The sequence below is a fragment of the Antrihabitans spumae genome, from assembly GCF_043944905.1.
In the GTDB taxonomy this organism is placed as follows: domain Bacteria; phylum Actinomycetota; class Actinomycetes; order Mycobacteriales; family Mycobacteriaceae; genus Antrihabitans; species Antrihabitans spumae.
This window is the reverse complement of record NZ_JBIMSN010000072.1, coordinates 58,403-80,384: the sequence shown is the minus strand read 5'-3', so window position 1 is coordinate 80,384 and position 21,982 is coordinate 58,403. Positions and strand designations below refer to the sequence as shown.

Genomic DNA, 21,982 nt, shown 5'->3' with positions numbered 1-21,982 from the left:
CGTCAGTGGCAGCACGGTAGCGGTGACGGGGTTGCGACGAGGATGCTGAACTCCACACCAGGACGAAGCGACACCAGGACAGGAGGTCGGGCCGTGAGTCGGCTGAGCGTAATTGCGGTCGCTCTTGCCACCGCCGGATTGACCACCGTGATGGTTGTCGCTGTCGATTGGGACGCTTTCCGGGCGGTGAAGAATCCGCTCGAACTGGTGATGTTCGTCCTGGTCGGGTGGGCGTTCGTCGGAGCGGGCATCGCGAGTTGGCGCATCCGTCCGCACGACAACACCGGTAAGCTGATGATCGGCGCCGGATTGCTCTGGCTCGCTCGCGGGTTCAACTTCTCCAGCCAGCCGTTGCTCTTCACCATCGGCTGGGCACTGATCGTCGCGTACTTCGCGGTGCTCATCCAGGTGGTGCTCGGCTTTCCGCTCGGTCGGCTGCGTAAATCGTGGGAGCGGTGGTTCGTTGCCGGTTGCTACACCTATTACCTCGGCTCCGCGATGCTGGAGTTGGCGTTCGCCGATCCAGGTCGCGTCGCCGGTCAGACCTCTGGCGAACCGATAAACCTGCTGCTGATTCGCGACGACCCCGACGTTTTCGATGCGTTGCAGCTTGTTTTCGGCCTCATCGACGTGTCCATCGCGGTCGTCATGATCGTCGTGCTGTACCGCCGCTGGCGGCGCGGGTCCGCGGCGTACCGTTCCGCTTTCGCGCCGCTGTGGATCGTGGCGTTGATCGGAACGGCCGTCGTCTTGACGCTGTACGCGATCGACGCGACGTCGCCGGGTGCACTCGACGAAGCCGGTGCAATCATCGGTTATGCCGCGACCATCCTGTCGCCGCTGTCGATCGCGTTGGGGCTGTGGCGCTTCCGAGTTGCGCGCGGTGCCGTCAGCGACGTGATGGTCGAGGTCGGGGCCGCCCCGCTCGGCGAAGATTTCTCTAGGGCACTGCGGCGTGCGGTCCGTGATCCGAGCCTGGTGCTGTGGTCGTGGTCGGCCGCTCGGCGTTGTTATGTCGATGCGGAGGGTCTCGGGCATCGACTGCCCGACGACGACGGTCCGCGAGCGGCGACGGTCCTCGAACGGGACGGGGTGCCCGTCGGTGCTCTCGTCTACGACCAGTCGCTTCGTGATCAGCCGCAACTGATCGCAGCGGTCCGCAGCGCCGCAACCGTTGCGCTGGACAATCATCGGCTGCAAGCCGAACTCGAGGCGCAGCTCGAGGAGGTCCGGCAATCCCGCGGTCGGATCGTCGCTGCCGGTGACCAGCAACGTCGCCGGCTCGAGCGCGACCTGCACGACGGTGCCCAGCAGCGGCTTGTCGCCGCGTCGATCCTGCTGCGCCGCGCACAACGGTCGCAGCACGACCCCCAGATGCGCGACCTGCTCGTTCAGGGTGCGGCAGAACTGGATTCGGCGTTGAAGGAGCTGCGTGATCTCGCCCGCGGTGTCTATCCGCCAGTGCTGCAGGAGCGTGGGCTCGGAGCCGCGCTGGACGGACTCGCCGAGCGGTCACCGCTGCCGCTGGAGATAGTCGACGACCTGGCCGAACGTCCAGCGGCGGCCGTCGAACTCGCCGCCTACTTCATCGCGGCCGAAGCGGTGACGAACGCGATCAAGCACAGCACGGCCACCCACGTCGAGATCGCGATGAGCGCGGCGGACGGCGAACTGAAGCTCGTTGTTGCCGACGACGGCTGTGGCGGCGCGACATTCGGCCCGGGTGGCGGTTTGAGCGGACTGCTCGATCGCGCCTCCGCGCTCGGTGGGCGGCTGTCCGTGCTCAGCCCCGAGGGCGGCGGAACGACGGTGACGGTCCACCTGCCGCTGTAGATCGTCCTACTCTGGGGTTGAATGAGTGTCCTTGCCGATTGCAGCGAGGACACCAGCGAAACAGGGTGAAGACATGGGTGGATACGACCTCTCACCGGGTGCCGTGTTCGCCGGCTACACGATCGAAAATGGCATCGGTGTCGGCGGGATGGGATCTGTCTATGTCGCGCGCCATCCGAACCTGCCGCGCCGCGTCGCATTGAAGTTGCTGCACAAGAATCTGACGTCGGACGACTACGTCCGTGCGCGGTTCGAATTCGAAGCCGACCACGCCGCCAGGCTCGAACACCCCAACATCGTCGCAGTCTACGACCGCGGCAGGCACCGCAATCAGCTGTGGATATCGATGCAGTACGTCGCGGGAACCGATGTCGCGCAACTGGTTCGGGATCAGGTGCTGCCACCGGAACGGGCGTTGCACATCGCGTACGAGGTCGCCCGCGGACTCGACTACGCCCACAGCGCCGGTGTGTTCCACCGCGACGTGAAGCCCGCGAACATCCTGCTTGCCGATGCACCGTATCCGGGTGAATCGGAGCGAGTGTTGTTGACCGACTTCGGTATTGCGAAGGCACTCGACGACACCGTGCACCTCACCGAGACGGGAATGTTGGTCGCAACGCTGCGATATGCGGCGCCGGAGCAGATCGATGGTGCCGAGGTCGATCATCGGACCGATCAATACTCGTTGGCGTGCACACTGTTTCATCTGGTGACGGGTGCACCGCCCTATCCGGGACCCAATCCGTCGGCAATCATGAACGGGCACTTGAACGCTCCGGTGCCCCGGGCGAGTGCTTTCCGGCCCGGGCTGCCCGCAGCGTTCGATCAGGTGCTGGCGAAAGGGCTCGCAAAGAAGCGGGAGGGTCGCTACGACTCGTGTGTCGAAATGGTCGACGCGGCGAGGGCTGCGTTGGCTGCTGCCGAGCCGGATCAGACTGTGCCACATCGGGTCCCGCGGCCACTCGATTTGGATGCGACCGACCCCGACGTCACCGCATTCGCCGCGAACTCACAGGCGTTGCGAGTTGTGCTGACCGACGATTCGGTGTTGTTGCGCGAAGGAATCGCTCGGCTGCTGCAGGACGAGGGCATCGACGTCGTCGGGCAAGCGGGCGACGCGGCGGGGTTGCTCGAACTGGTGGAGGAGCACCGTCCTGATGTCGCCGTCGTCGACATTCGAATGCCTCCGACGCACACGGTCGAAGGTATCGAGGCGGCGATCACGATCCGTCGTGACTACCCAGACACCGGGGTGCTGCTGCTGTCGCAGTACGTTGAAACCGAGAACGTGATGAACCTGCTCGACGGGGGAGCGGGCAGTCTCGGCTACCTGCTCAAGGATCGTGTCGCCGATATCGACGAGTTCGTTGACGCCCTCAACCGTGTCGCCGCCGGTGGTTCCGCGATCGATCCGGATCTGGTCGGGAGGCTCGTTTCCCGACCGCACCGGGGGCATCGACCGCTCGACGAACTGTCGGCCCGTGAGCGAGAAGTGTTGCAGCTTATGGCCGAAGGTCGTTCCAACAAAGCGATCAGTGCGTCGTTGTTTCTCGGCGAGCGGACCGTGGAAGCTCATGTTCGGAGCATCTTCGTCAAACTCGAACTTGCTCCCGAACCAGAGGATCACCGGCGGGTGCTTGCGGTGCTGACGCATTTGCGGTCAGCGCCGCCACCTGTCAGTCGTCCCCACCCGGATCTGTGACACCCTCGGTTTCGTCGCGTTCGGCCCACTCCAGCAGCCGTGAAATATCGAAAACCGCGTCGTCCATTCCGGCGTGGAGGTCGCCGAGTTCGGCGAAACGTGCTGGGACGGTTTGCATCGTGAAGTCCTGTGGGTCGGCGTCGTCGATCTCGTCCCACGTGATCGGCGTCGAGACGGTTCCGCGAGGATTGCCCCGCACGGAGTAGGCGCTGGCGATCGTGTGATCGCGCGCGTTCTGGTTGTAGTCGACGAACAATGCAGCGGGGTCGCGATCTTTCCGCCACCACGTCGTCGTCACCTCGGACGGTGCCCGACGCTCGACTTCACGCGCAAACGCGAGCGCTGCCCGCCGGACGTCTTTGAAGCCGTAGTCGGGAGCGATGCGGACATAGATGTGTAAACCCTTGCCGCCGCTGGTTTTCGGCCAACCGATCGCACCGAGGTCGTCGAGCACCTCGTGTGCGACGTGCGCAACACGACGCACGCGGTCGAAACTGCAGTCCGGCATCGGATCGAGATCGATGCGCCACTCGTCGGGGAATTCGACGGCTGCACTGCGTGTGTTCCACGGATGAAATTCCACGGTCGACATCTGGACCGCCCAGATCACGTGCGCCAACTCGGTCACACACAGCTCGTCGGCGTTGCGGTTGTAGCGAGGGAAGTGCACCCGAACCGTGTTCAACCAGGGCGGAGCCCCGTTCGGTACGCGTTTCTGGTGCACTTTCTCGCCGCTCAAGCCTGTCGGAAAGCGATGCAGCATGCACGGCCGCTCGTAGAGCGCATTGACGATGCCGTCGCCGACCGATAGGTAGTACTCGACGAGATCGAGTTTGGTGGCACCGGTCTCCGGAAAATAGATGCGATCCGGATTGCTGATCCGCACCACCTTGTCGTCGATCTCGAGCTCGACGGCAGGAGATTTCGACTTACCGGAACTGGTGGCCATACCTGCCAAGATAGCTGTCCGGCGCGGATCAGTCGGCGGTTGTCGGATCGATGACGCCGCCGATGCGGCTGACCCTGTTCGCCGGAAAGCCGGACAGTTCAGCATGTTCGCGCACAGCATCCTCGTCGTCGGCGACGTAGATGCAGTAGATCTTGTCGTCGGTCACGTAACTCTGCTGCCACTGTGCGCGGCCTTCCATCTTTGCCAGCGCGGCGTTCGAGGTCTGGGCTGCACCCTGCAGTTCTGCCTGCGTGAGATTGCCAACGCTGGGCATGTCGCGTTCGATAACGTATTTCGGCATCGGATTCTCCTTCGAGAGTGTCCCCGGTGTTGGGGTGGCGATACCAAAGTTACGGTCGGCGGCGTGCTTCGGGCATCGGCATCAGCCGCCGTGTTGGACTTCCCAGGTGGGCATTTATACCCAGAGCGGTCAGTGGCGTCGCGGGTCCACGATGCCGTTCTCGAATGCGTAAGCCGTTGCGGCGGAACGCGACGTCACCCCGAGCTTGGTGAAGACGTTCGCGACGTGCCGGTGCACGGTCCGCTCGCTGAGGAACAGCGCGGATGCGATTTCACGATTGCTGTTGCCGGCCGAGACGAGTCGCAGCACCTCGGTCTCCCGGGTGCTCAGCCCGCCCAGCGCGGTCGACTTGCCCCGTAGTGTCGCGACCCGCTGGATGCTCGGGAGTGCGCCGAGCCGTTCGAAAACTGTTGCTGCTGAATCGAGTTCGAGACCGACGGCGTCGTCGTCGCCCAGTGCACGAAAAGTCTCGGCGAGCAGAAGTCGCGTCCGGGCCGTCTCGTAGGGTGCCTCCAGCTGCTGCCACTGCTTGCACGCTGTGCGTAATACCGGAAGTGCCGTGACCGCCTTTCCTTCCGCGAGGAAGATTGCGCCACGCGCACGGGTGGCCGCAGCGGCGAGCCCGGAACCGCAATGGGTCTCGGCGGTCTCTGAAAGCTCGACCGATGCCTGCCTGGCGGTGTCGAGATCACCTGCCGCGAGGGCGATCTCGACCTGCGCGACACGGAAGCGAGTTCGGGCGAGAGGCGTGCGCCGGTCGTCGGCGAGAGCCGCACGGATCGACGAAGCCGCAGCGTCGATTTTCCCCTGCGCCAAGCGGACCAGCGCCAGCCCGGGTTGGGGATCGGCGCCGAGTTCGTGGGCAGCGCGCAGTGCCGCCTCGGCGCCCGTCAGATCGCCTCTCAGCCTGCGGATCTCGGCGATTTCGTAATGAGCCTCGGCGGCAACGTTGGCATTGATGTTCACGGTTTCGGCGTGAGCGCGGATCGCTTCGGCCTCGGCGTCGTCCCAATTGCCGTGCAGTTGCAGAACCTGGGCGCGGTGCACGCGACAGATCCCTGGATAAAGGTTGGCGTCGGGCAAAGGGCTGCACCACTGGGTCGCAGACTTGGTCACCTCGGTCGCGCGTCGCAGATCGACCAACTCGTGGCATACCGACATCACGTGGCAGTAGACCGCTCCGGACCAGAACGGCGTCACCTCGCCGGACGACACCATCAACATCGCCTCGTCTAGGAGCGCGAGTCCCTCGTCGACCTGTCCGAGCGCAACGAGGGATTTGCCTTCGCCGAGGACACCCACCGCAACGAGGTCCACGTCGGCATAAGCCCGGCCGAGTGCCTGCATCCGCAGTGCGGCGGCCATCGCCGCATCGGTATTGCTGCGATGTAAGGCCCGGCTGGTTTCTATGTAGAGGGGATAGCCGTGCGCGCGTTGCTCGGGGATGGTGTCGAGCAGTTGGTAGCAGCGGCGCAGCCAGCCTGCGCCCTTCGACAGGTCGCCGCGCAACCCGGTGTGCAGCCCAAGGTAGAAGGCGGCCATAGCGGCGTCGGCAGCACATCCCGCGTCGACATAGAGGCGATGCGCCTGTGTGTACGCGTCGAGTGACTCGTCGATTCTTCCGAGCCACCACGCGGCCTCGGCGAAGGCAACGAGGTTGTCACTCGACAGTGCGACGACCGTTCGCGCGGCCGTGAAGCAGTCGAACGCCACCAGCCAGTCTCCGGCCGCATGGGCGTCGCGTGCCGTGTCGAGGTGGCCTTGATCCAACGTCGGCGAACCGACGATTTCCGCCATCGTTCCAGGGTAAGCCTGCAAAATAACTCGCTCTACAATCTCGAGCCGATCTGTCAGCATTGACAGGACAAACGTTGCCGCACGGGTAATGGTTCATGTGAAGAAGGAGCAGAAGGGAGTAGCAGTGCACACGCCGAAGAGTGTCGAAATTCGATTTGCGTGGCGAGTGGGCATCGGTCTTTTGCGCTGCTACCTGGATTCGGCGCAACCGGTCCAGTCCTGATTTCTCTACCTTCCGCACGACCATTCCAAGACGGTGATAACCCATGCGCATTCGCAACCAACCTGCAGTACTCACTGCCGACAACTGGATACGCACGTCCGTACTCGTGTTGAACGTGACGTTCGAGGCTCTCACCGAGATCCCCGCCGACCGCGCGGTGGTTTTGGTGAGCGTCGGTGCCGCCGAGTCGGTCGCCGACCGCGATCCGGTGTTCCCGATTCGGTCGCAGCACACCGAAATGCCTCTGCCGCAGACGATTCGGCTACTCCGCTACGTCTACATCGAACACCACGTGCTCGTCGACGACGGGACCCGAGCAACCTTTGCGGGTGTGCTGCGGCGTGACGGGTACAGGTGCGGCTACTGCGATGCGTCGTTCGCGGGCACGGTCGACCACATCCTGCCGCGCAGCCGCGGTGGACCCGACACGTGGGGAAATCTGATCGCCTGCTGCGCCGAGTGCAATTGCTACAAGAGCGACCGCACGCCGGAGGAGGCAGGCATGCGTCTGCTTTGGGAGCCGAAAGCCCCACGGCACGAGGAGAAGACGCAGCAGCGGATCTGGAAGGAAATGAGGGCGCTCCGCGCCTCGTGAGTCCTTCCGGAGGGCCCGACCTCCGAAAAGACTCACGAGTGGCGCAGCCGCCTGGAAAGGAATTCGATGACCGAAGTACTGGATATCAGGACGCTCGCCGACCTGCTGCCGATCTCGGACGCGCCCGATTGGCTCCGGGCTGCGTGCCGCGGTGACGCCAACCCCGAGGCCTGGTTTCCTTTCCCGACGCAGGACTACGGGTATGCACTTTCGGTGTGTGCCCGTTGCCCGATCCTGCTGCAGTGCGGCGAGTTCGGACGGGCAACAGGCCAGTCCGGGGTGTGGGGCGGCCGCGACCTCGACCGAGGTCGCGTGCAGTAGCGATGATTCCGGGACGGTTCGACAGTCATAGCTGTCGAACCGTCCCAGCCTCGAAAGCGAGTTGCCATGTCGACTGCCAAGATCGCACATCCGATCGACCTCGAATTCACCGCCCCGATCGAAAAGAACGGAGCCTTCGCCACCTTCCTGACCGTGCCGAATTCCGCGGAGTATTTCGGCACGCGACGTGCGATCAAAGTGTCCGGCACCGTCGACGGGCACCCGTTCGACGCGACGCTGATGCCATCCGGTTCGGGTCCGCACTGGATGCCGATGCGAGCCGCGATGTGCAAACAAATCGGCAAAGCAGAGGCAGGCGTGGAGGTGACCGTTCGGTTGCAGCAGCGACTCAGCTGAGCGCAGCCACGTCGGCGCCGTGTTCCGCTGCGAGCCGCTGCTCCAACTTCTCACCCTCGATATCGGGATCGGGGACGTGTTTGGCGAACCACAACGGGTGGTACCAGAGCGTGCCCTTGACGATCGCCATCACAGCGGGCACCAACGTCAGCCGGACGACGAAGGCATCGAGGAAGACGCCGACCGCGAAACTGAAACCGATCGCCTTGATCGTGGGGTCGTCGTTGACCATAAACGCCAGGAAGATCGAGAACATGATCAGCGCGGCGGCGGTGACAACACGCGCCGACAGTCCGGTGCCGCGTTCGACGGCGCCACGTGCGTCGCCGGTCTTGGTGTAGTCCTCCTTGATGCGCGACACGACGAATACTTCGTAATCGCTCGAGAGGCCGAAGATGATGGCCAGCATGATGATCGGCAGGAAGCTGACGGTTTCGCTCGGTGTGATGCCGAGCAATTCCTGGCCCCAGCCCCACTGGAACACCGCTACCTGTGCGCCGAACGCTGCGGATACCGACAGCAGGAAACCGATGATCGACTTGATCGGGACGAGGATCGTCCGGAACGCGAAGGTCAGCAGCAGAAACGCAAGGCCGATGACGATGAAGAGGAACACCGGCAGCGCGTCCGAAAGCTTCTTGGAGACATCGATATTGGACGCCGTGCCACCTCCGACGAGTAGCGTCGCGCCCGTCGTCCCTTCGATGCGAGTGCGGTCGCTGCGGATGCGGTCCACCAGTTTCGCTGTCTCAGGGTCGTTCGGTCCGGTGGTCGGTATGACGCTGATGATGACGACACCGTTGTCGGCGCCTGCCAATGTCGCAGCAGCGACACCTTCTTCCTTGCTCAAGGCTTCGACGATCGGCGCCGCGGCAGCCGGATCGGCGAGATTCTCCGCGACGACGAGCAGCGGGCCGTTGAAGCCGACACCGAAGCCTTCGGTGGTGAGGTCGTAGGCGATGCGCGCGGTATCGCCCTCCGGCTTGGATGCGCCGGTCGGCAGGCCGAGCTTCATCTGAGTCGCGGGAATCGCTAGCACGATCAACGTCAGGACCCCGATGACAAGCACCGGTACCCGGAATCTGACTACGAACCGCGCCCACGCAGCGCCAGCCGTCTTCTCGGGCGTGTACGCGGCTTCGAGCGCGATCTTTTCGTGGTGTCCCGGCCGAAGTGGGGTCGCGAGGAACTTCGCGACCTTGCCACCGGCGAATCCCATCATCGCGGGCAGCAACGTCAACGCGATCAACAGGGCTACGAAAACCGCAGCGGCAGCGGCCAATCCCATGACGGTCAGGAACGGTATGCCGACGACGGCGAGTCCGCACAACGCCACGATCACCGTAAGTCCAGCGAACACAACCGAACTCCCGGCCGTGCCGACGGACAGCGCGACGGACTCTTCGGTGTCCATCCCCTGCAGCAGGTTGTTTCGATGCCGCGACAGGATGAACAGCCCGTAGTCGATGCCGCACGAGAGGCCGAGCATCAGCGCAACGGTCGTCGATGCCGAGGCGATGTCGACGACCGACGCAAGCGCGGTGACACCCATCAGGGTGGTGACGACACCGATGATCGCAGTCACGATCGGCAGACCCGCTGCGACGAACGCGCCGAACGTGATCAGCAGAATGACGAAAGCCATTATCAGGCCGACGATCTCGGGCAGTTCGGACACTTCGGTCAGCCAGCCGGGATAGACGCTGCCCGAGTAGGCGACGTCGACGCCGACGTCTTCGGCAGGCACGACCGCAGCTTGGATCGCTGCCAACGTCGATTCGGGAACATCGACTGGGGAGGCAAGGAATTGAACCGAGGCGATGGCTACATCGGAGTTCGGCGCGATCGATCCCGGCGCGAACGGATCGGAAACCGACACCACGCCGGGAAGCGTCTTCAGCTTGGCGACCGACGACTCGATCGCGGCCTTCGCGGCCGAATCCGTCAGCTTCGCAGCACCGTTGGTTGCAAACACAACTTGGGTTTGCCCGCCGTTGATCGCAGGCATCTTCGATGCGAGCAGGTCAGCGGTCTCCTGGGATTCGGTCCCTGGGATGGTGAAGTTGTCGTTTGTCTTGCCGCCGCTGGCATTTGCCAGCACGATCATTCCGATAGCGAGCGCCAACCACACCGCAAGAACCCAGCGGCGTCGCCGAAAGGTGAACCGCGCCAGCCGATACAGATAGGTCGACATTGCAGAGCCTCCGATGTTCGGCGGAACCGACGAGGAGCAAATTGGTGCAGTGTGACACAGCGGGCTGTGCAGCGAGGGCACAACGAAGGCGGTGAACGGGCTTTCGCTGCGGCAACGAGCGAGTGGCGATCACGCTGTGAGCCCACTCGCCGCGGGTAAGGTCTGCACGATGATGCTGGCATGGCGTGTACGAGCAATCGCGGTCACCGCAAGCCTGCTGTGCGCGAGCGTGTTTGCGGGCGGTGTCGCTGCAGCGGCGCCAGGACACAACACCGTCGCAGACAGCCAGTACTACGTCGCCCTGGGTGATTCGGGTGCTGCGACAACGGGTGTGCAAAGCTTCGATGTCGAGGCGCCGCTGCGGTGCGCGCAATCGACCGCCAACACCCCGAAGCTGCTCGCCCGCACCCTCGGCGTCCAGCTCGACGACCGAACCTGCAGCTCGGCGAAGATTCCGGACCTCTACGGTTCGCAGGGTCCCGGGGTCGCACCGCAGTTCGATGCGCTCGGCCCCAACACGAAGCTCGTGACTCTCCATATCGGCGCGAACGATGCGCGGTTCACCGATTTCATCCTTTCCTGCGTCGCGGAGAATCTCGTTGGCCGCACCTGCGCGCGCGGCGAGGAATGGAGCGCGGCGATCCAAGCCATTCGTCCGGCCTATGCAGCCGCGCTGGAGGAGATCCACCGCCGTTCACCTGACGCCAACGTCGTCGTCGACGGTTGGCCGATCTACTTGCGTCCGCAAGGGTGCGCCGATGCTCTGTTGACCGGGCCGAATGCCGCCTACGTGCAGTCGAAGTTCGACGAGCTGAGCTCCGTTGTCTCGAGCGAAGCCGCTGCTCACGGCGCCGTCTATGTAGAAACTCGGACTGCGGGCCTAGGTCACGATGCGTGCGCGCCACGTAGTGAACGCTGGATCGAACCGGTCCTCGCAGATCAGACGCTGGTGCCCTTCCATCTGACGCTGCGGGGGATGAGCGACATCGCCGCCGAACTAAAGGCCGCAAGCGGCTCGTGAGCACTTTCGGAGGGCGGAACCACCAAAAGGACTCACGAGCCGCGGAGCGGCCTAGGTCCTGACAACGAGTACGAAGGGCCCGATCTCGGTCACCTGGAAGCGAGGATCGGCGAACAGTTCCTCGGGAAAAGTAACCGTGTAGCGGCGAACGTTCGGATCGTTCGGGTATACGTCCTCGGCCAGACGCAGGCTGTAGCCGTCGGGTCCGTAGCGGAACAGGATCGCGTCCGGCGCGCGCCACGGTGCCGCGTCCATTGCCGCAATCAGCTGGTCGGGGGTTTCGAGTTTGCTCCACTCGGCGATCGCCGCAGCCCGACCGTCGAAGTCGGCGAGCGGGTTCGCGTAATGCGAGGTCAGCGCCTGGAAACCGAAGTACGGGTAGTAGCTGAGGAAGCTGGTGTCTGCCGTCAAGACAACCGTGTCGGCACGCGGACGTTGCAGTTGCGTCGAGAGCGCGTCGTCGATCTCGCGGTAGTACGCGGCACCACCGGGCGGCCGCTTGTCGGCGCGGACGCCGTTACCGTCGGTGTCGCTGTAGGCGGTGTTGATCTCGGGCTCGAGGTGTTGTGGGATGTCCTGCGCGAACGACATCGCACCGGCGAGACCTACAGCGAGCACGGCATAGCGGAAACCGGCTGGACTCCCGATGTTGTCGTAGACCGAGCGGGTCGCTTCGAGAAATCCGAAAACCCCCGCCGCAGCCAGCAAGCCGATCAAGATCGGTTCCAAGCGGAACGACAACAACGTGCTGCCGAGGGCAGTGAACGCCATCGACGCAAGCGACCAGACGTAGATCGCGAGAACACCACAGCCGAGCGCGCGGGCCCGACGCGACGAACCGAACCGCACCGCGAGCCAGATCGTGCCGATCAGGCAGAGACCGCCGATAGCGGAGAAATGCAGCATCGGAAAGGCCAGCCGAGCCCCACCCTCTGGCAGGTAATGAAACGCCGTCCCCGATCCGGCCGGCCGGCCGTGGCGAAGTTCCAGCAGATAGGGCGCCCACACGATGAGTGCGATCACGATCGCGATGGCGCCGCAGACTCCCAAGCGAACAACGACTGGTACCGCGGCACGCCACGTATTGCCCGCCCGCACTGCGAGCACGGCTGCCAGGACGGCCATCGCTGTCACTGCAAACGCGGCAAGGCCGAGATAGAGCGTGTAGAACGTTGCGGCGACACCGAGGAACAATCCCGTCCCGATGACCGCGCCCCAACCGCCCGTGCCGGTGCTGTCGGGACGATGCAAACCTCCCCACGCGAGGATGAGCACCGGCGGAATCAGGACGGCGATGGTCGCGCCGTACGGTTCGGGAGAGGCGTAGGCAACGGTGACCGCAGCGACCGCGAGCCCGACCACTACCGCCCAGTCACCGCGAATCAGCTTGCTCCACAACACAAGTGCGACGACGGATGCTACAGCCAGCGAGGCGATCGCATACGGCTTGTATGCCTCCCAGCCGGCCATGCCGGTCAGGTTCGCGACACGACCGCCGATCCAGAACCAGCCTGCCGGGTAGAACGGCGGGACGTCGGCATAGGTCATGTCGCGCAGTGCAGCGGAATCGGTCAGTCGCGTGAGGTATTCGGTTCGAAACTCTTGATCGACCGAAATGCCGAACAGGTAGAGCTTGGTAGCACCTAGCGGCATGCCGAGTGTGACGGTGACGAATGCCGAAAGTCCGCCCCAGGAAAGCGCTTTCGCGACCAGCGGCCAGCGCTGGACCCGCAGCATCCAGATCGAGACGCCGAGCACCGCGATCGAGGCCACCTGCCCGACGGTCGTGAGCGCGCGCGTCACGTTCGACGAACTGAACGCGGGCCACTGAACCTGGGCGAACGCGAACAACCCGATTGCTGAGACGAGGGCAGCGACAACGATCGCCGCCGCCATCTCGGCGAGTGTCGACAGTGCGCGTCGCGCCGGGGCGGTGCCTGGCGCGATTTCGTCCACCGTCATCGAACTAGATCGGCAGCTTGCGGAAGATCGGCCGCGGAATGTGACGCAGGATCATCATCACGTAGCGGAACTGCCCGGGCGCCCAGACCAGCTCCTTGCCCTTGTCCGAGGCCCGAACAGCAAGTGCCGCAACAAATTCCTTGTCGACGGTCAGCGGTGCTTCCTTCACGTGCGCGCTGAACTTGGTCCGGACCATGCCGGGACGGATCACCAGAACGCGGACGCCGTACTCGCGAAGCGCTTCGCCGAGGCCGAGGTAGAAGCCGTCGAGTCCTGCCTTGGTGGAGCCGTAGACGAAGTTGGTGCGCTTGACACGCTCACCTGCGGCCGACGACATGGCGATGATCCGACCGAAGCCCTGACCGCGCATCTTCTCGCCGACGAGCACGCCGACCGACACCGCTGCGGTGTAGTTGACCTCGGCTATCTGCACGGCTTTGCGCTGGTTCTGCCAGAGTTCCTCGGGATCACCGTCGAGACCGAATGCGACGATCGCGACGTCCACATCACCGCCTGACCAGGCCTGATCGATCACGGCGGGATGGCTCGCTGTGTCGATGCCGTCGAAGTCGATGACATCGACCTTGGATGCACCGGCAGCCTGCACCTGCGCGACGGCTGCGTCGCGACCCGGATCGTTGGGCAGCGCAGCGAGGACGACGCGCGCAGGCCCCTTCTTCAGGTATTCCTCGACGATCGCGAGCCCGATCTCGGACGTGCCACCGAGAAGTAGCAGCGCCTGCGGATTGCCAACGGCATTGATCAATTTAGTAGCTCCAACTCACTGTAGTTCTAGCCTGCGAGCCATATCCGACATGAATACGCCCGTTGGATCGACCGTGCGGCGGACCTTGATCCACTCGTCGATCCGTGGGTACATCGCATGGAAAGTTTCGGCGGTCGTCCGCGAATCCTTGGCCGTGTAGAGCCTGCCGCCGAACTCGAGGACCCGACGGTCCAGCTCGGTGACGAACTCGTTGAGTCCGGCCTTGATCGGGAAGTCGACGCAGATGTTCCAGCCCGGGATCGGGAAGCTCAGCGGCGCTTGGTTGCCCGGCCCGAACAGCTTGAACACGTTGAGGAAGGAGTAGTGCCCGCTGGACTGGATGTCGACGATGATGCGTTTGAACTCCTCGACCGCTTCCGGCGGAACGACGAACTGGTACTGCAGAAACCCGTTCGAGCCGTAGGCCCGGTTCCACTCGCTCATCATGTCGAGTGGGTGGTAGAACGCCGTCAAACTCTGTGGCTGGTTCCGGTAGCTCTTCGCCTTGCGGTACCAAACTTCGGTCGCGAGGGTGAAGCTCGCCTTGTTCAGCAACCCGTTCGGGAAGAGGTCGGGGAAGGTGAACAGCGGCTTCGCGTCGAAGCGCAGCGGGTCCTTCTGCAGCTTCGCGGGCAGCTGATCGAACGTCGCGAGCGAGCCTCGCGAAATTGCCGCACGACCCAGCTTCGGCGGCGCGCTGATCGCGTCGAACCAGCCGGAACTGTAGGTGTAGTTCTCTTCGCTGCCGTCGCTGTGAATGGCGATGGTCTCGTCGAGGCTGGTCGTCACGTCGCCGTCGGCGATGAAGTACGCCGTCTCGGTCGGCGTCATCTCGATCGCCGCGCGCAGGATGATGCCGGTGAGGCCGTTGCCGCCGACAGTCGCCCAGAACAGCTTGGACGTCGGACCCTTCGGTGTCAGATGCCGAACCTTGCCATCGGCGGTCAGCAACTCCATCGAGCGAACGTGGTTACCGAAACTGCCCGCGCTGTGGTGATTCTTGCCGTGAATGTCGCAACCGATCGCGCCACCGACGGTGACCTGACGCGTGCCCGGAAGCACCGGAACCCACAGGCCGAACGGCAGAGCTGCCCGCATCAGCTGATCGAGGGTGACGCCACCGTCCACGTCGACGAGCCGAGTGTCGGCATCGATCTTGTGAATACGCCGCAACGGCGTCATATCGACGACGAGCCCGCCGCCGTTCTGAGCGTTGTCACCGTACGAACGACCGAGACCGCGAGCGACGACGCCACGCTTGAGGTGGCTCGGCTTGCTGTCGTTCTGCTCGGCGACCTGCGCGACCGCCTTAGCGATCAGCTCGATATCGGGGGTCGAAAGCACCTGCGCCGTCGTGGGGGCGGTTCGGCCCCAACCGGTGAGCGTGCGGGGCTGCGTGGGCAACGGCTGGGCTTCGTCGGGCGCCGCTGCCGTCTCCGTTGTTGTGGTGGACATCGGAGTAGAGGCTACCTGGCGCCGGATAGGCTCGTCAGCGTGTCCGGAACCGACCCGCAGCCCCATCTGCCTTTGCCCGTCGAGTTACCACTCGTCGACGAGCCCGGCGGCACCGACGTCGACCTCAAGACGCAGATCATCCGATTCGGGTTGACCGGCGGGCTCTCTGCGATCGTCGACTTCGGGCTCTACGTGCTCGGGTTGGCGATCGGGCTGCCCGTTAACGTTGCGAAATCGATCAGTTTCATCGCAGGCACAACCACTGCGTACCTGATCAACCGACGTTGGACGTTCAAAGCGCCGCCGAGTCGTGCGCGCTTCGTGGCAGTGGTCGCCTTGTATGCCGTGACGTTCGCGGTTCAGGTCGGTATCAACTGGGCGATCTACCACGCGCTCGACGACGAGTGGTGGCGTGTTCCTGTTGCCTTCGTCATCGCGCAGGGAACCGCGACGGTGATCAACTTCATCGTCCAGCGGGTCGTGATCTTCAAGATCAGCTGAGTTTGACGGGACGTGGCTCGGCCTTCGCGCCGAAGTAGTCGCCACCCTTGGATCGCATGTTGTCGGTGCCCCACGCCCGCACCCGGGACTCGGGGACCATTCGCGGAATGTGTTTGCGGCAATGGATGTAGGCCTCTTCGACATCGACGACGACCCAGCGTTCCGGCAGCCGCCCCTTCGCACGTTCGGTGGGTAGGCCGCGGACCGTTGCGCGAATCACGTCGTCAGCGACGATCCGGGCGCTGCCGTTGATGTGGAGACCGATGAGATCTTCGACGAAGTCGATCAGCAAGATGCCGATGTGCGGGTTCTCGGAAATGTTGCCGAGACTTGCCAGCACACCGTTGCCTCGAAACTCCGGGTAGGCGACCGTGCGTTCGTCGATCACGTGGATGAAGCCGGGGGTGCCCGCCCGGAAACTCGAGTCACACTCGCCGTTGGCGTCGGACGTTGCGATGAAGGCCATGTCCATCCGACCGACGAACTCGATCATCGTCTCGTTGAGACGGTCGAGTACCTGATCGGAGTAGAACTTGTCGGCGCGATCCTGGGTGCCGAAGCGCTCCTGTAGCCGGTGCTCGCCGCTACTGCCAGGCCGGTTATCGTCGGACATCGGATCCTCTCCACAATTTCGAGCAATCGTATCCGGTTTAAGCCTTCAGCGTGCGGCTCTGTCGAGACCCGCACGGTCGATCACAGTGATCGTCCCCCGGCCGAGCGTCACTATTCGCTTGTCCTCCAATTCACGCAGAACTTTGTTCGCAGTCGCGCGTGTTGTTCCCGCCATCGAGGCAAGATCATCCTGCGTCAAGCGGATTTCCGCTAACGCATTTGCACCGCCGTAGACCCGCGCGAGATGAGCGAGCCGTCGTACCACCCGCTCGTCGACCGGTAGATACAACGCCTCGAGCACCATCGCCGACAATCGTCGCACCTGAGCGGCCAGGGTGTCGGTGAGAAATCGGTCGATCTGTGGCTGCTGTCGCCGCAGCCGGGCAAGTTGCTCGCGGCTCAGCGTCAGAGTCTCGGTGTCCTCGATCGCCACGACGGTCGCAGTTCGCCTCGCATGTGGACTCAGCAAAGCCTGTTCACCCCACGAGTCGCCGGGCCCGAGCAGCGACAACGTCGCCGTGTGACCGAGCGGTGTCGTCACCCGAACGATCTGCCTGCCGGACTGGATCAGATGAACGCAATCGCCCGGATCGCCTTCGTGACAGAGGATGTCGCGCCTGCGAAACCGGCGTCGAGTGCAGGTCGAGAGCACGTGTCTGCGCTCGTCGTCCGACAGGCTGCGAAGCAGATCGAAGTCGGTCATCGCATACCTTCGAGGACGTAGACCGCGACAGGCTCGCGGCGACCTTTGACCTGCAATTCACCTCGGCTGCTCACCACCGCATTGTCGCCGAGTTGGGCCCTCGTCAGTGGCCCAATGACAACAGTCCCAGGCTCGGCCAATCCTTCGAGCCGCGCTGCGAGGTTCGTCGTGTCGCCGATCGCGGTGAAGTTGCGCATTTGTGCGGCCCCCACATTGCCAACAAGCGCTGGTCCGGTGTTCACCCCGACTCGAAACCGTGGCCAATCCGGATGCCCGTCGGCCACGCCCTCGATCGCGCGATGCAGATCGAGCCCGGCTCGCGCTGCACGATGGGCGTGGTCGGGTTGGCGGGTCGGCGCATTGAACAGTGCCATGACGGCGTCGCCGACGAATTGCACGACGGTCCCGCCCTCGTCCAGGATGACCGGCACGATCGCGCCGTAGTAGGTGTTGAGCATGTCGACCACCTGATCGGGTGACGACTGCTCCGAGAACGGCGTGAAGCCCCGCAGGTCGGCGAACAACACACTCACCTCGGCGATTTCGCCACCGAGACCAGCCTGCGTCGGATCCGCGATGAGTGCCGTCGCGACCGCAGGGGACATGTACGAGCGGAACAGTCCGTCGAGTTGCTGATACAACCGCGCATTCTCCAGGGCGACCGAGGTCTGCGATGCGAACGAGCGCAGCAGTGCGATATCGGAGTCGGAGAACTCGCCATCGCGGGCAACCTCGAGAACGCCTGCCGGTGTCCCCTTCACTGTCAGCGGCAGGGTCAACGCCGTCGAGTCCGCGCTGCCACCGTCCGCGAACTGCAGCTGCCCGCCGCGAATCAGGCCGAGCCGCAACCTGTCTCGATCGAACGCCGAGGCCGCGAGGCCGACCACCTCGTCCAGCAGTTCGGCCTCGCTTCTGATCACGCTGGAGCGCTCACCGACAGCTGCAAGCGCGCCGAGCCTGCGGACCTGCTCACGTTCGTTGCCGAGCGCGTGCGCGCCCTGTTGCAGGACGGCGATCTGACGTTCGGTCAGGCCGAAGCGACGCGACAGTTCCACTCCGACCGACCCGAGGGGTTCGGTCGCCGCGACGCCGCCGTCGGCGCGTTGGCGTAGCGCATTCACCATCTCCTCGAGCGCTCGCGCGTAGTCGCGTTCCATCGCCGCCATCGTCTGGCGCAGCGTGACCGAGTCGAACAACCCGTGCGCCGACCCCTCGCGCCGAAACTGCAGATGAGCGCTGAACACGATGAGCACGAACGCCGCGACCATCAGCAGGTGCCATTCCCACCACGATGCTCGCCAGCTGCGCCCGAACCCGACGGCGAACAGTGCCTCCGACAGCAGCACGAACGCGGTCAGGACACTGAGCAGCACAACTCCGCGAGTGCGCAGATATTTCAGGAGGTACCGGATCGCTGCGGTGAGGTAGAACGCCGAACCCACGAACGCCGCGGCGACCAGTGGACCGTGCGCCTCGGACGGGTCGGGCGCCCGATCCAGGGGTGGTAACCCGGCAAGGGACACGATGGCCCAGACGGCGAGCAGGACGAGTGGCAATGCGGCGAGCAGCGGCTCGAAGCGTCTGATCCGCGCGGCGCCCGACGGCCCGTAGTCGATCGACGACGCCAACGCCGCCACCCCGCCGAGAACGAGGCCCACCGGGGTAGCGGCGACGAAACCCGCGTTGGGACTCGACAGGATCACCCCCGGCGTCGCGAGCGCGTGCAGGCCGAGAAACCCTGCGTTGAACTGGAATACGAGCGACACCAAAATCAACCGTGCGTCACTGCGCTGTCGCGCCGCGCGAAGCAGAACCAACCCGAGTGCCATCGCGGTCGACGCCGTCGCAAGGACGAGCCAGAAGTGCGCGCCGTGATGTTCGTAGTGAACGTCGAGGTGTGGCTTCGATACCAGCAACCACAACCCGAACGCGGGTATGGAGACGTGGATCAGCCACACGGCGACCCGAACGGGCGACGGCACCATTCGGGCCTAGCCGACCGGCGAAACTGTCACGGGCACACCGTTGAACACAGCGTTGCCCGACGGGACGTCGACCACGGCGTCGTCGGTCAATGCGTTTGCATTGACGCCCGCGTGCGCTGCCGCCACGCGCTGAGTACTGCCGCTGTGGCCCCATCCGTGCGGGAGGCTGACGACCCCCGGCATGATCGTGTCCGTCGGTTCCAGCGGCACGATCAGTTCGCCCGCCGCGGATTTGACCGTCGCCGAGTCCGTCAGTCCCAGCCGTTCCATGTCGAGCGGGTTGATCTGCAGCGTGCACTTGTTGGAGCCGCCGACCAGCGTCGACACGTTGTGCATCCAACTGTTGTTCGACCGGAGTTGCCGCCGCCCGATGAGAACGATGTCGGCAGGTGCACGCTCGAGACTTTCCCGAAGGCGGGTGACGTCGTCGAGCATCTTGGCGGGTGCCAGTTCGACCCTTCCCGATTCGGTGAGGAGCCGGCCGGGTAGTTGCGATTCCAGCGGCCCCAGATCCAGTCCGTGTGGGTTGTCGAGCAGGGTCTGCAACGACAGGTTGCCGCCACCCGACCACTCGCCGTACGGCCCGAGTCGCAGCATCATGTCCAACCGCAGTTCGACGCCGGAGTTGCCCTGCAGGTCGGCGCGTAGATCGCCGACCTCCCGACCTTCGACACCCGAGCCTTTGGCACCTACCGCCGCGCGCAACGTCTGATCGATGATCATCTCGTCGAGCAGCATCGGGTCGCCATCTTGCCCTGCGGCGATCATCGAGAGTCGAGCGAGAATGTCAGCCTCCGACGGCCGATCTCCGAGCGGCAACATCGGCGGCGAGTAGCGCGCGTAGTTGCGGACCGCAAAACCGAGCAGAGCGAAGTCGTAATGGCTCGACTGCGTCGACGGCGGCGGCGGAAGTATCACGTTTGCATGTTCGGTGGTCTCGTTGAGGTACCTGTCGACGCTGACCATGAATTCGACATTCGACAGCGCGGACCCGATCCGTGGACCGCTCGGTGCGGAGAGCACCGGATTGCCTGCGACGGTGACCAACCCGCGTACCTGACCGTCGCCGGGGGTCTCCAATTCGTCGGCAAGGGTCGCGACCGGGAGTTCGCCGAACGCCTCGGGTAGTTGTCTGGCCCGGCTCGTCCAGCGACCGGTGGTGAAGGCGCGGGTTCTGCGGGGCCCTGGTGCCGCGGGATTGGCGAACATCACGCCGCCAGGACGGTCCATGTTGCCGGTGAGAACGTTGATCACGTCGACGAGCCACTGTGCGAGCGTGCCGAATTCGGCTGTGCACGTACCGATTCTGGCGTACACGGCGGCGGTGGGAGCTGCAGCGAGTTCGTGGGCGATCCGCACGATGACGTCCGCTGGCACACCGGTTCGCGCTGCGACCGCCTCCGGTGTGAAAGGTGTTGCAGCGCTGCGTACCTCGTCGAGACCGTTGCTTGCAACGTCGACGGCGGTGAGGCCTTCGGTGAACAACGTATGCACGATCGCGAAGAGCAGGTAGGCATCTGTGCCCGGCTTCACGAAGATGTGTTCGTCCGCGAGCTTGGCCGTTCGCGTCAGGCGGGGGTCGACGACAACGACCTTGCCGCCACGTTTGCGAATCGCCTTCAACCTGCCCGGAAAGTCCGGAGCGGTGCACAGCGAACCGTTCGATTCGAGCGGATTCGCGCCCAGCATCAGCAGATAATCGGTTCGATCCAGGTCGGGTACCGGGATGGCGACCGGATCGCCGAACATCAAGCCGCTCGACACGTGCTTGGGCATCTGATCGGCAGTGCTCGCAGAGAAGATGTTGCGAGTTCCGAGTGCCCGAATCAGCGGCGTGTTGTACAGGGCACCAGCGACGGTGTGCGCGTTCGGATTGCCGACGTAGAGGGCAAGTGACTTACGTCCGTGCTCGGCAATGACTTTGCCCAATCCTGCTGCCACTGCGGCGAAGGCTTCGTCCCAGCTGACCGTCACCCATTCGTCGCCGCGGCGAATCAGGGGAGCGGAGAGCCGATCCGGGTCCTCGTCGAGGTGGCCGAAGCTGGCACCTTTCGGGCAGATGAACCCCTTGCTGAACGGATCGTCACGATCACCTTTCACGGAGGTGATGTGGTTGTCGTCGTCAAGGGTCAGCGTCAGACCACACACTGCTTCACATAGCGGACACGTTCGTAGCGCTGTCTTCATCGTCTCATCTTGTCCTCTGCGGATCGTCGTGGAAACCCTCGAACTGTCGGCAGGCCGACACTGGCAGCGTCGCGTCCGCGACAGACGGGTGCGCCACGTTCCGGCACCCTTGTCCAAGACAGATAAAAGTTGCGCCGAACTGCATGAACGAGTTCGATTGACCCGAGAAGGATGCGAGCCCACGTGACCGACCCGATGACCCGACCGAGCAGATTGCTGGAGCGAACGCAGATCCTCGGCGCGCTTGCGAGCAAGTGGCAGGATGCCGTGCGCGGCAACGGGTCCGTCGTATTGGTGACGGGTGAGGCAGGAATCGGCAAGACCAGCGTGGTTCGCGCGTTTCGGGAGTCGCTTGGAGCGGTACGAATTCTGTCCGGCGCATGTGACGATCTGCAGACCGCTCGTGCGTTCGGACCGTTGCGGCAGCGTCGTGCGGGCCGCTCGAAGACGCCCTTGCAGGTGGGGCGGGCGAGGAAGTCTTCGACGGCGCTCTCACCGAACTGCGGACCCAGCCA

At 64.2% G+C, this 21,982-nt stretch carries 18 protein-coding genes and 1 pseudogene; 8 read left to right on the top strand and 11 right to left on the bottom strand.

The annotated features are described in order from the left end of the window. Nucleotides 1–93 precede the first annotated feature (93 nt). Nucleotides 94–1,833 (top strand): sensor histidine kinase, encoded by a 1,740-nt coding sequence (locus tag ACHIRB_RS17430; RefSeq protein WP_395124187.1) that lies wholly within the window; start codon nt 94–96, stop codon nt 1,831–1,833. 73 nt (nt 1,834–1,906) lie between these two features. Beyond that, on the top strand, nt 1,907–3,538 hold the full coding sequence (locus ACHIRB_RS17425) for a protein kinase domain-containing protein (RefSeq protein WP_395124186.1): 1,632 nt from the start codon (nt 1,907–1,909) through the stop codon (nt 3,536–3,538). Here ACHIRB_RS17425 and ligD read toward each other — a convergent pair. The 3 genes from ligD to ACHIRB_RS17410 all read right to left on the bottom strand — a co-directional run bounded on the left by ligD (nt 3,513) and on the right by ACHIRB_RS17410 (nt 6,585). After that, entirely contained in the window at nt 3,513–4,487 is a 975-nt protein-coding gene (gene ligD, locus ACHIRB_RS17420; RefSeq protein WP_395124185.1) for a non-homologous end-joining DNA ligase, read from the bottom strand. The two genes, ACHIRB_RS17425 and ligD, sit on opposite strands and share 26 nt — an antisense overlap. A 28-nt stretch (nt 4,488–4,515) precedes the next feature. Continuing rightward, a complete protein-coding gene (locus tag ACHIRB_RS17415) occupies nt 4,516–4,788 on the bottom strand; it encodes a DUF4242 domain-containing protein (protein WP_395114034.1) in 273 nt (90 codons plus the stop codon). A 129-nt stretch (nt 4,789–4,917) separates the two neighbouring features. Then, nucleotides 4,918–6,585: a LuxR C-terminal-related transcriptional regulator gene (locus tag ACHIRB_RS17410; RefSeq protein ID WP_395114032.1), complete on the bottom strand. Its 1,668-nt coding sequence runs from the start codon at nt 6,583–6,585 to the stop codon at nt 4,918–4,920. A gap of 266 nt (nt 6,586–6,851) precedes the next feature. Here ACHIRB_RS17410 and ACHIRB_RS17405 point away from each other — a divergent pair, with 266 nt between their 5' ends. The 3 genes from ACHIRB_RS17405 to ACHIRB_RS17395 all read left to right on the top strand — a co-directional run bounded on the left by ACHIRB_RS17405 (nt 6,852) and on the right by ACHIRB_RS17395 (nt 8,081). Beyond that, on the top strand, nt 6,852–7,403 hold the full coding sequence (locus ACHIRB_RS17405; protein WP_395114031.1) for an HNH endonuclease: 552 nt from the start codon (nt 6,852–6,854) through the stop codon (nt 7,401–7,403). A gap of 66 nt (nt 7,404–7,469) precedes the next feature. Further along, nucleotides 7,470–7,724, top strand: coding sequence for a WhiB family transcriptional regulator (locus ACHIRB_RS17400; protein WP_395114030.1), 255 nt, complete (start codon nt 7,470–7,472; stop codon nt 7,722–7,724). Nucleotides 7,725–7,790: 66 nt separating this feature from the next. Next, the gene (locus ACHIRB_RS17395) at nt 7,791–8,081 is read left to right on the top strand and encodes a DUF1905 domain-containing protein (protein ID WP_395124184.1); all 291 of its coding nucleotides are present in this window, start codon (nt 7,791–7,793) and stop codon (nt 8,079–8,081) included. Here ACHIRB_RS17395 and ACHIRB_RS17390 read toward each other — a convergent pair. Further along, on the bottom strand, nt 8,074–10,275 hold the full coding sequence (locus tag ACHIRB_RS17390) for an MMPL family transporter (RefSeq protein WP_395124183.1): 2,202 nt from the start codon (nt 10,273–10,275) through the stop codon (nt 8,074–8,076). The two genes, ACHIRB_RS17395 and ACHIRB_RS17390, sit on opposite strands and share 8 nt — an antisense overlap. Before the next feature lie 91 nt (nt 10,276–10,366). Between ACHIRB_RS17390 and ACHIRB_RS17385 the strand changes: the two genes are divergently transcribed. Then, nucleotides 10,367–11,296 (top strand): SGNH/GDSL hydrolase family protein, encoded by a 930-nt coding sequence (locus ACHIRB_RS17385; protein WP_395124182.1) that lies wholly within the window; start codon nt 10,367–10,369, stop codon nt 11,294–11,296. A 51-nt stretch (nt 11,297–11,347) separates the two neighbouring features. Here the strand turns inward: ACHIRB_RS17385 and ACHIRB_RS17380 are convergent, their stop codons facing one another. The 3 genes from ACHIRB_RS17380 to ACHIRB_RS17370 are packed head-to-tail and all read right to left on the bottom strand — an operon-like array spanning nt 11,348 to nt 15,479. Then, nucleotides 11,348–13,258 carry a galactan 5-O-arabinofuranosyltransferase gene (locus ACHIRB_RS17380; protein ID WP_395114024.1) on the bottom strand — a complete coding sequence of 637 codons (1,911 nt, stop codon included), beginning with the start codon at nt 13,256–13,258 and terminating at the stop codon, nt 11,348–11,350. Between the two features lie 4 nt (nt 13,259–13,262). After that, the gene (locus tag ACHIRB_RS17375; protein WP_199704725.1) at nt 13,263–14,024 is read right to left on the bottom strand and encodes a decaprenylphospho-beta-D-erythro-pentofuranosid-2-ulose 2-reductase; all 762 of its coding nucleotides are present in this window, start codon (nt 14,022–14,024) and stop codon (nt 13,263–13,265) included. Nucleotides 14,025–14,039: 15 nt separating this feature from the next. Beyond that, a complete protein-coding gene (locus tag ACHIRB_RS17370; RefSeq protein WP_395124181.1) occupies nt 14,040–15,479 on the bottom strand; it encodes an FAD-binding protein in 1,440 nt (479 codons plus the stop codon). A gap of 39 nt (nt 15,480–15,518) precedes the next feature. Between ACHIRB_RS17370 and ACHIRB_RS17365 the strand changes: the two genes are divergently transcribed. Beyond that, nucleotides 15,519–15,980, top strand: coding sequence for a GtrA family protein (locus tag ACHIRB_RS17365; RefSeq protein ID WP_307829645.1), 462 nt, complete (start codon nt 15,519–15,521; stop codon nt 15,978–15,980). Here the strand turns inward: ACHIRB_RS17365 and ACHIRB_RS17360 are convergent. The 4 genes from ACHIRB_RS17360 to ACHIRB_RS17345 are packed head-to-tail and all read right to left on the bottom strand — an operon-like array spanning nt 15,973 to nt 21,467. Beyond that, nucleotides 15,973–16,593, bottom strand: a complete 621-nt coding sequence (locus tag ACHIRB_RS17360) for a pyridoxamine 5'-phosphate oxidase family protein (protein ID WP_395124180.1) — start codon at nt 16,591–16,593, stop codon at nt 15,973–15,975. The two genes, ACHIRB_RS17365 and ACHIRB_RS17360, sit on opposite strands and share 8 nt — an antisense overlap. 45 nt (nt 16,594–16,638) lie before the next feature. Next, nucleotides 16,639–17,295: a Crp/Fnr family transcriptional regulator gene (locus ACHIRB_RS17355; RefSeq protein WP_199704728.1), complete on the bottom strand. Its 657-nt coding sequence runs from the start codon at nt 17,293–17,295 to the stop codon at nt 16,639–16,641. After that, nucleotides 17,292–19,280 (bottom strand): adenylate/guanylate cyclase domain-containing protein, encoded by a 1,989-nt coding sequence (locus tag ACHIRB_RS17350; RefSeq protein WP_395127733.1) that lies wholly within the window; start codon nt 19,278–19,280, stop codon nt 17,292–17,294. Before ACHIRB_RS17350 ends, ACHIRB_RS17355 begins: the two co-directional genes overlap by 4 nt. A 6-nt stretch (nt 19,281–19,286) precedes the next feature. After that, nucleotides 19,287–21,467 carry a molybdopterin-dependent oxidoreductase gene (locus ACHIRB_RS17345; protein WP_395124178.1) on the bottom strand — a complete coding sequence of 727 codons (2,181 nt, stop codon included), beginning with the start codon at nt 21,465–21,467 and terminating at the stop codon, nt 19,287–19,289. Between the two features lie 171 nt (nt 21,468–21,638). Between ACHIRB_RS17345 and ACHIRB_RS17340 the strand changes: the two are divergent. Beyond that, nucleotides 21,639–21,926, top strand: a pseudogene (locus ACHIRB_RS17340) (AAA family ATPase); the annotation flags it as partial. Between the last annotated feature and the right edge of the window lie 56 nt (nt 21,927–21,982).

Coding starts and splice junctions, on each gene's coding strand:
- ACHIRB_RS17425 (WP_395124186.1), top strand. CDS start 1,907: ATGGGTGGATACGACCTCTCACCGGGTGCCGTGTTCGCCGGCTACACG.
- ligD (WP_395124185.1), bottom strand. CDS start 4,487: ATGGCCACCAGTTCCGGTAAGTCGAAATCTCCTGCCGTCGAGCTCGAG.
- ACHIRB_RS17415 (WP_395114034.1), bottom strand. CDS start 4,788: ATGCCGAAATACGTTATCGAACGCGACATGCCCAGCGTTGGCAATCTC.
- ACHIRB_RS17410 (WP_395114032.1), bottom strand. CDS start 6,585: ATGGCGGAAATCGTCGGTTCGCCGACGTTGGATCAAGGCCACCTCGAC.
- ACHIRB_RS17405 (WP_395114031.1), top strand. CDS start 6,852: ATGCGCATTCGCAACCAACCTGCAGTACTCACTGCCGACAACTGGATA.
- ACHIRB_RS17400 (WP_395114030.1), top strand. CDS start 7,470: ATGACCGAAGTACTGGATATCAGGACGCTCGCCGACCTGCTGCCGATC.
- ACHIRB_RS17395 (WP_395124184.1), top strand. CDS start 7,791: ATGTCGACTGCCAAGATCGCACATCCGATCGACCTCGAATTCACCGCC.
- ACHIRB_RS17390 (WP_395124183.1), bottom strand. CDS start 10,275: ATGTCGACCTATCTGTATCGGCTGGCGCGGTTCACCTTTCGGCGACGC.
- ACHIRB_RS17380 (WP_395114024.1), bottom strand. CDS start 13,258: ATGACGGTGGACGAAATCGCGCCAGGCACCGCCCCGGCGCGACGCGCA.
- ACHIRB_RS17370 (WP_395124181.1), bottom strand. CDS start 15,479: ATGTCCACCACAACAACGGAGACGGCAGCGGCGCCCGACGAAGCCCAG.
- ACHIRB_RS17360 (WP_395124180.1), bottom strand. CDS start 16,593: ATGTCCGACGATAACCGGCCTGGCAGTAGCGGCGAGCACCGGCTACAG.
- ACHIRB_RS17355 (WP_199704728.1), bottom strand. CDS start 17,295: ATGACCGACTTCGATCTGCTTCGCAGCCTGTCGGACGACGAGCGCAGA.
- ACHIRB_RS17350 (WP_395127733.1), bottom strand. CDS start 19,280: ATGGTGCCGTCGCCCGTTCGGGTCGCCGTGTGGCTGATCCACGTCTCC.
- ACHIRB_RS17345 (WP_395124178.1), bottom strand. CDS start 21,467: ATGAAGACAGCGCTACGAACGTGTCCGCTATGTGAAGCAGTGTGTGGT.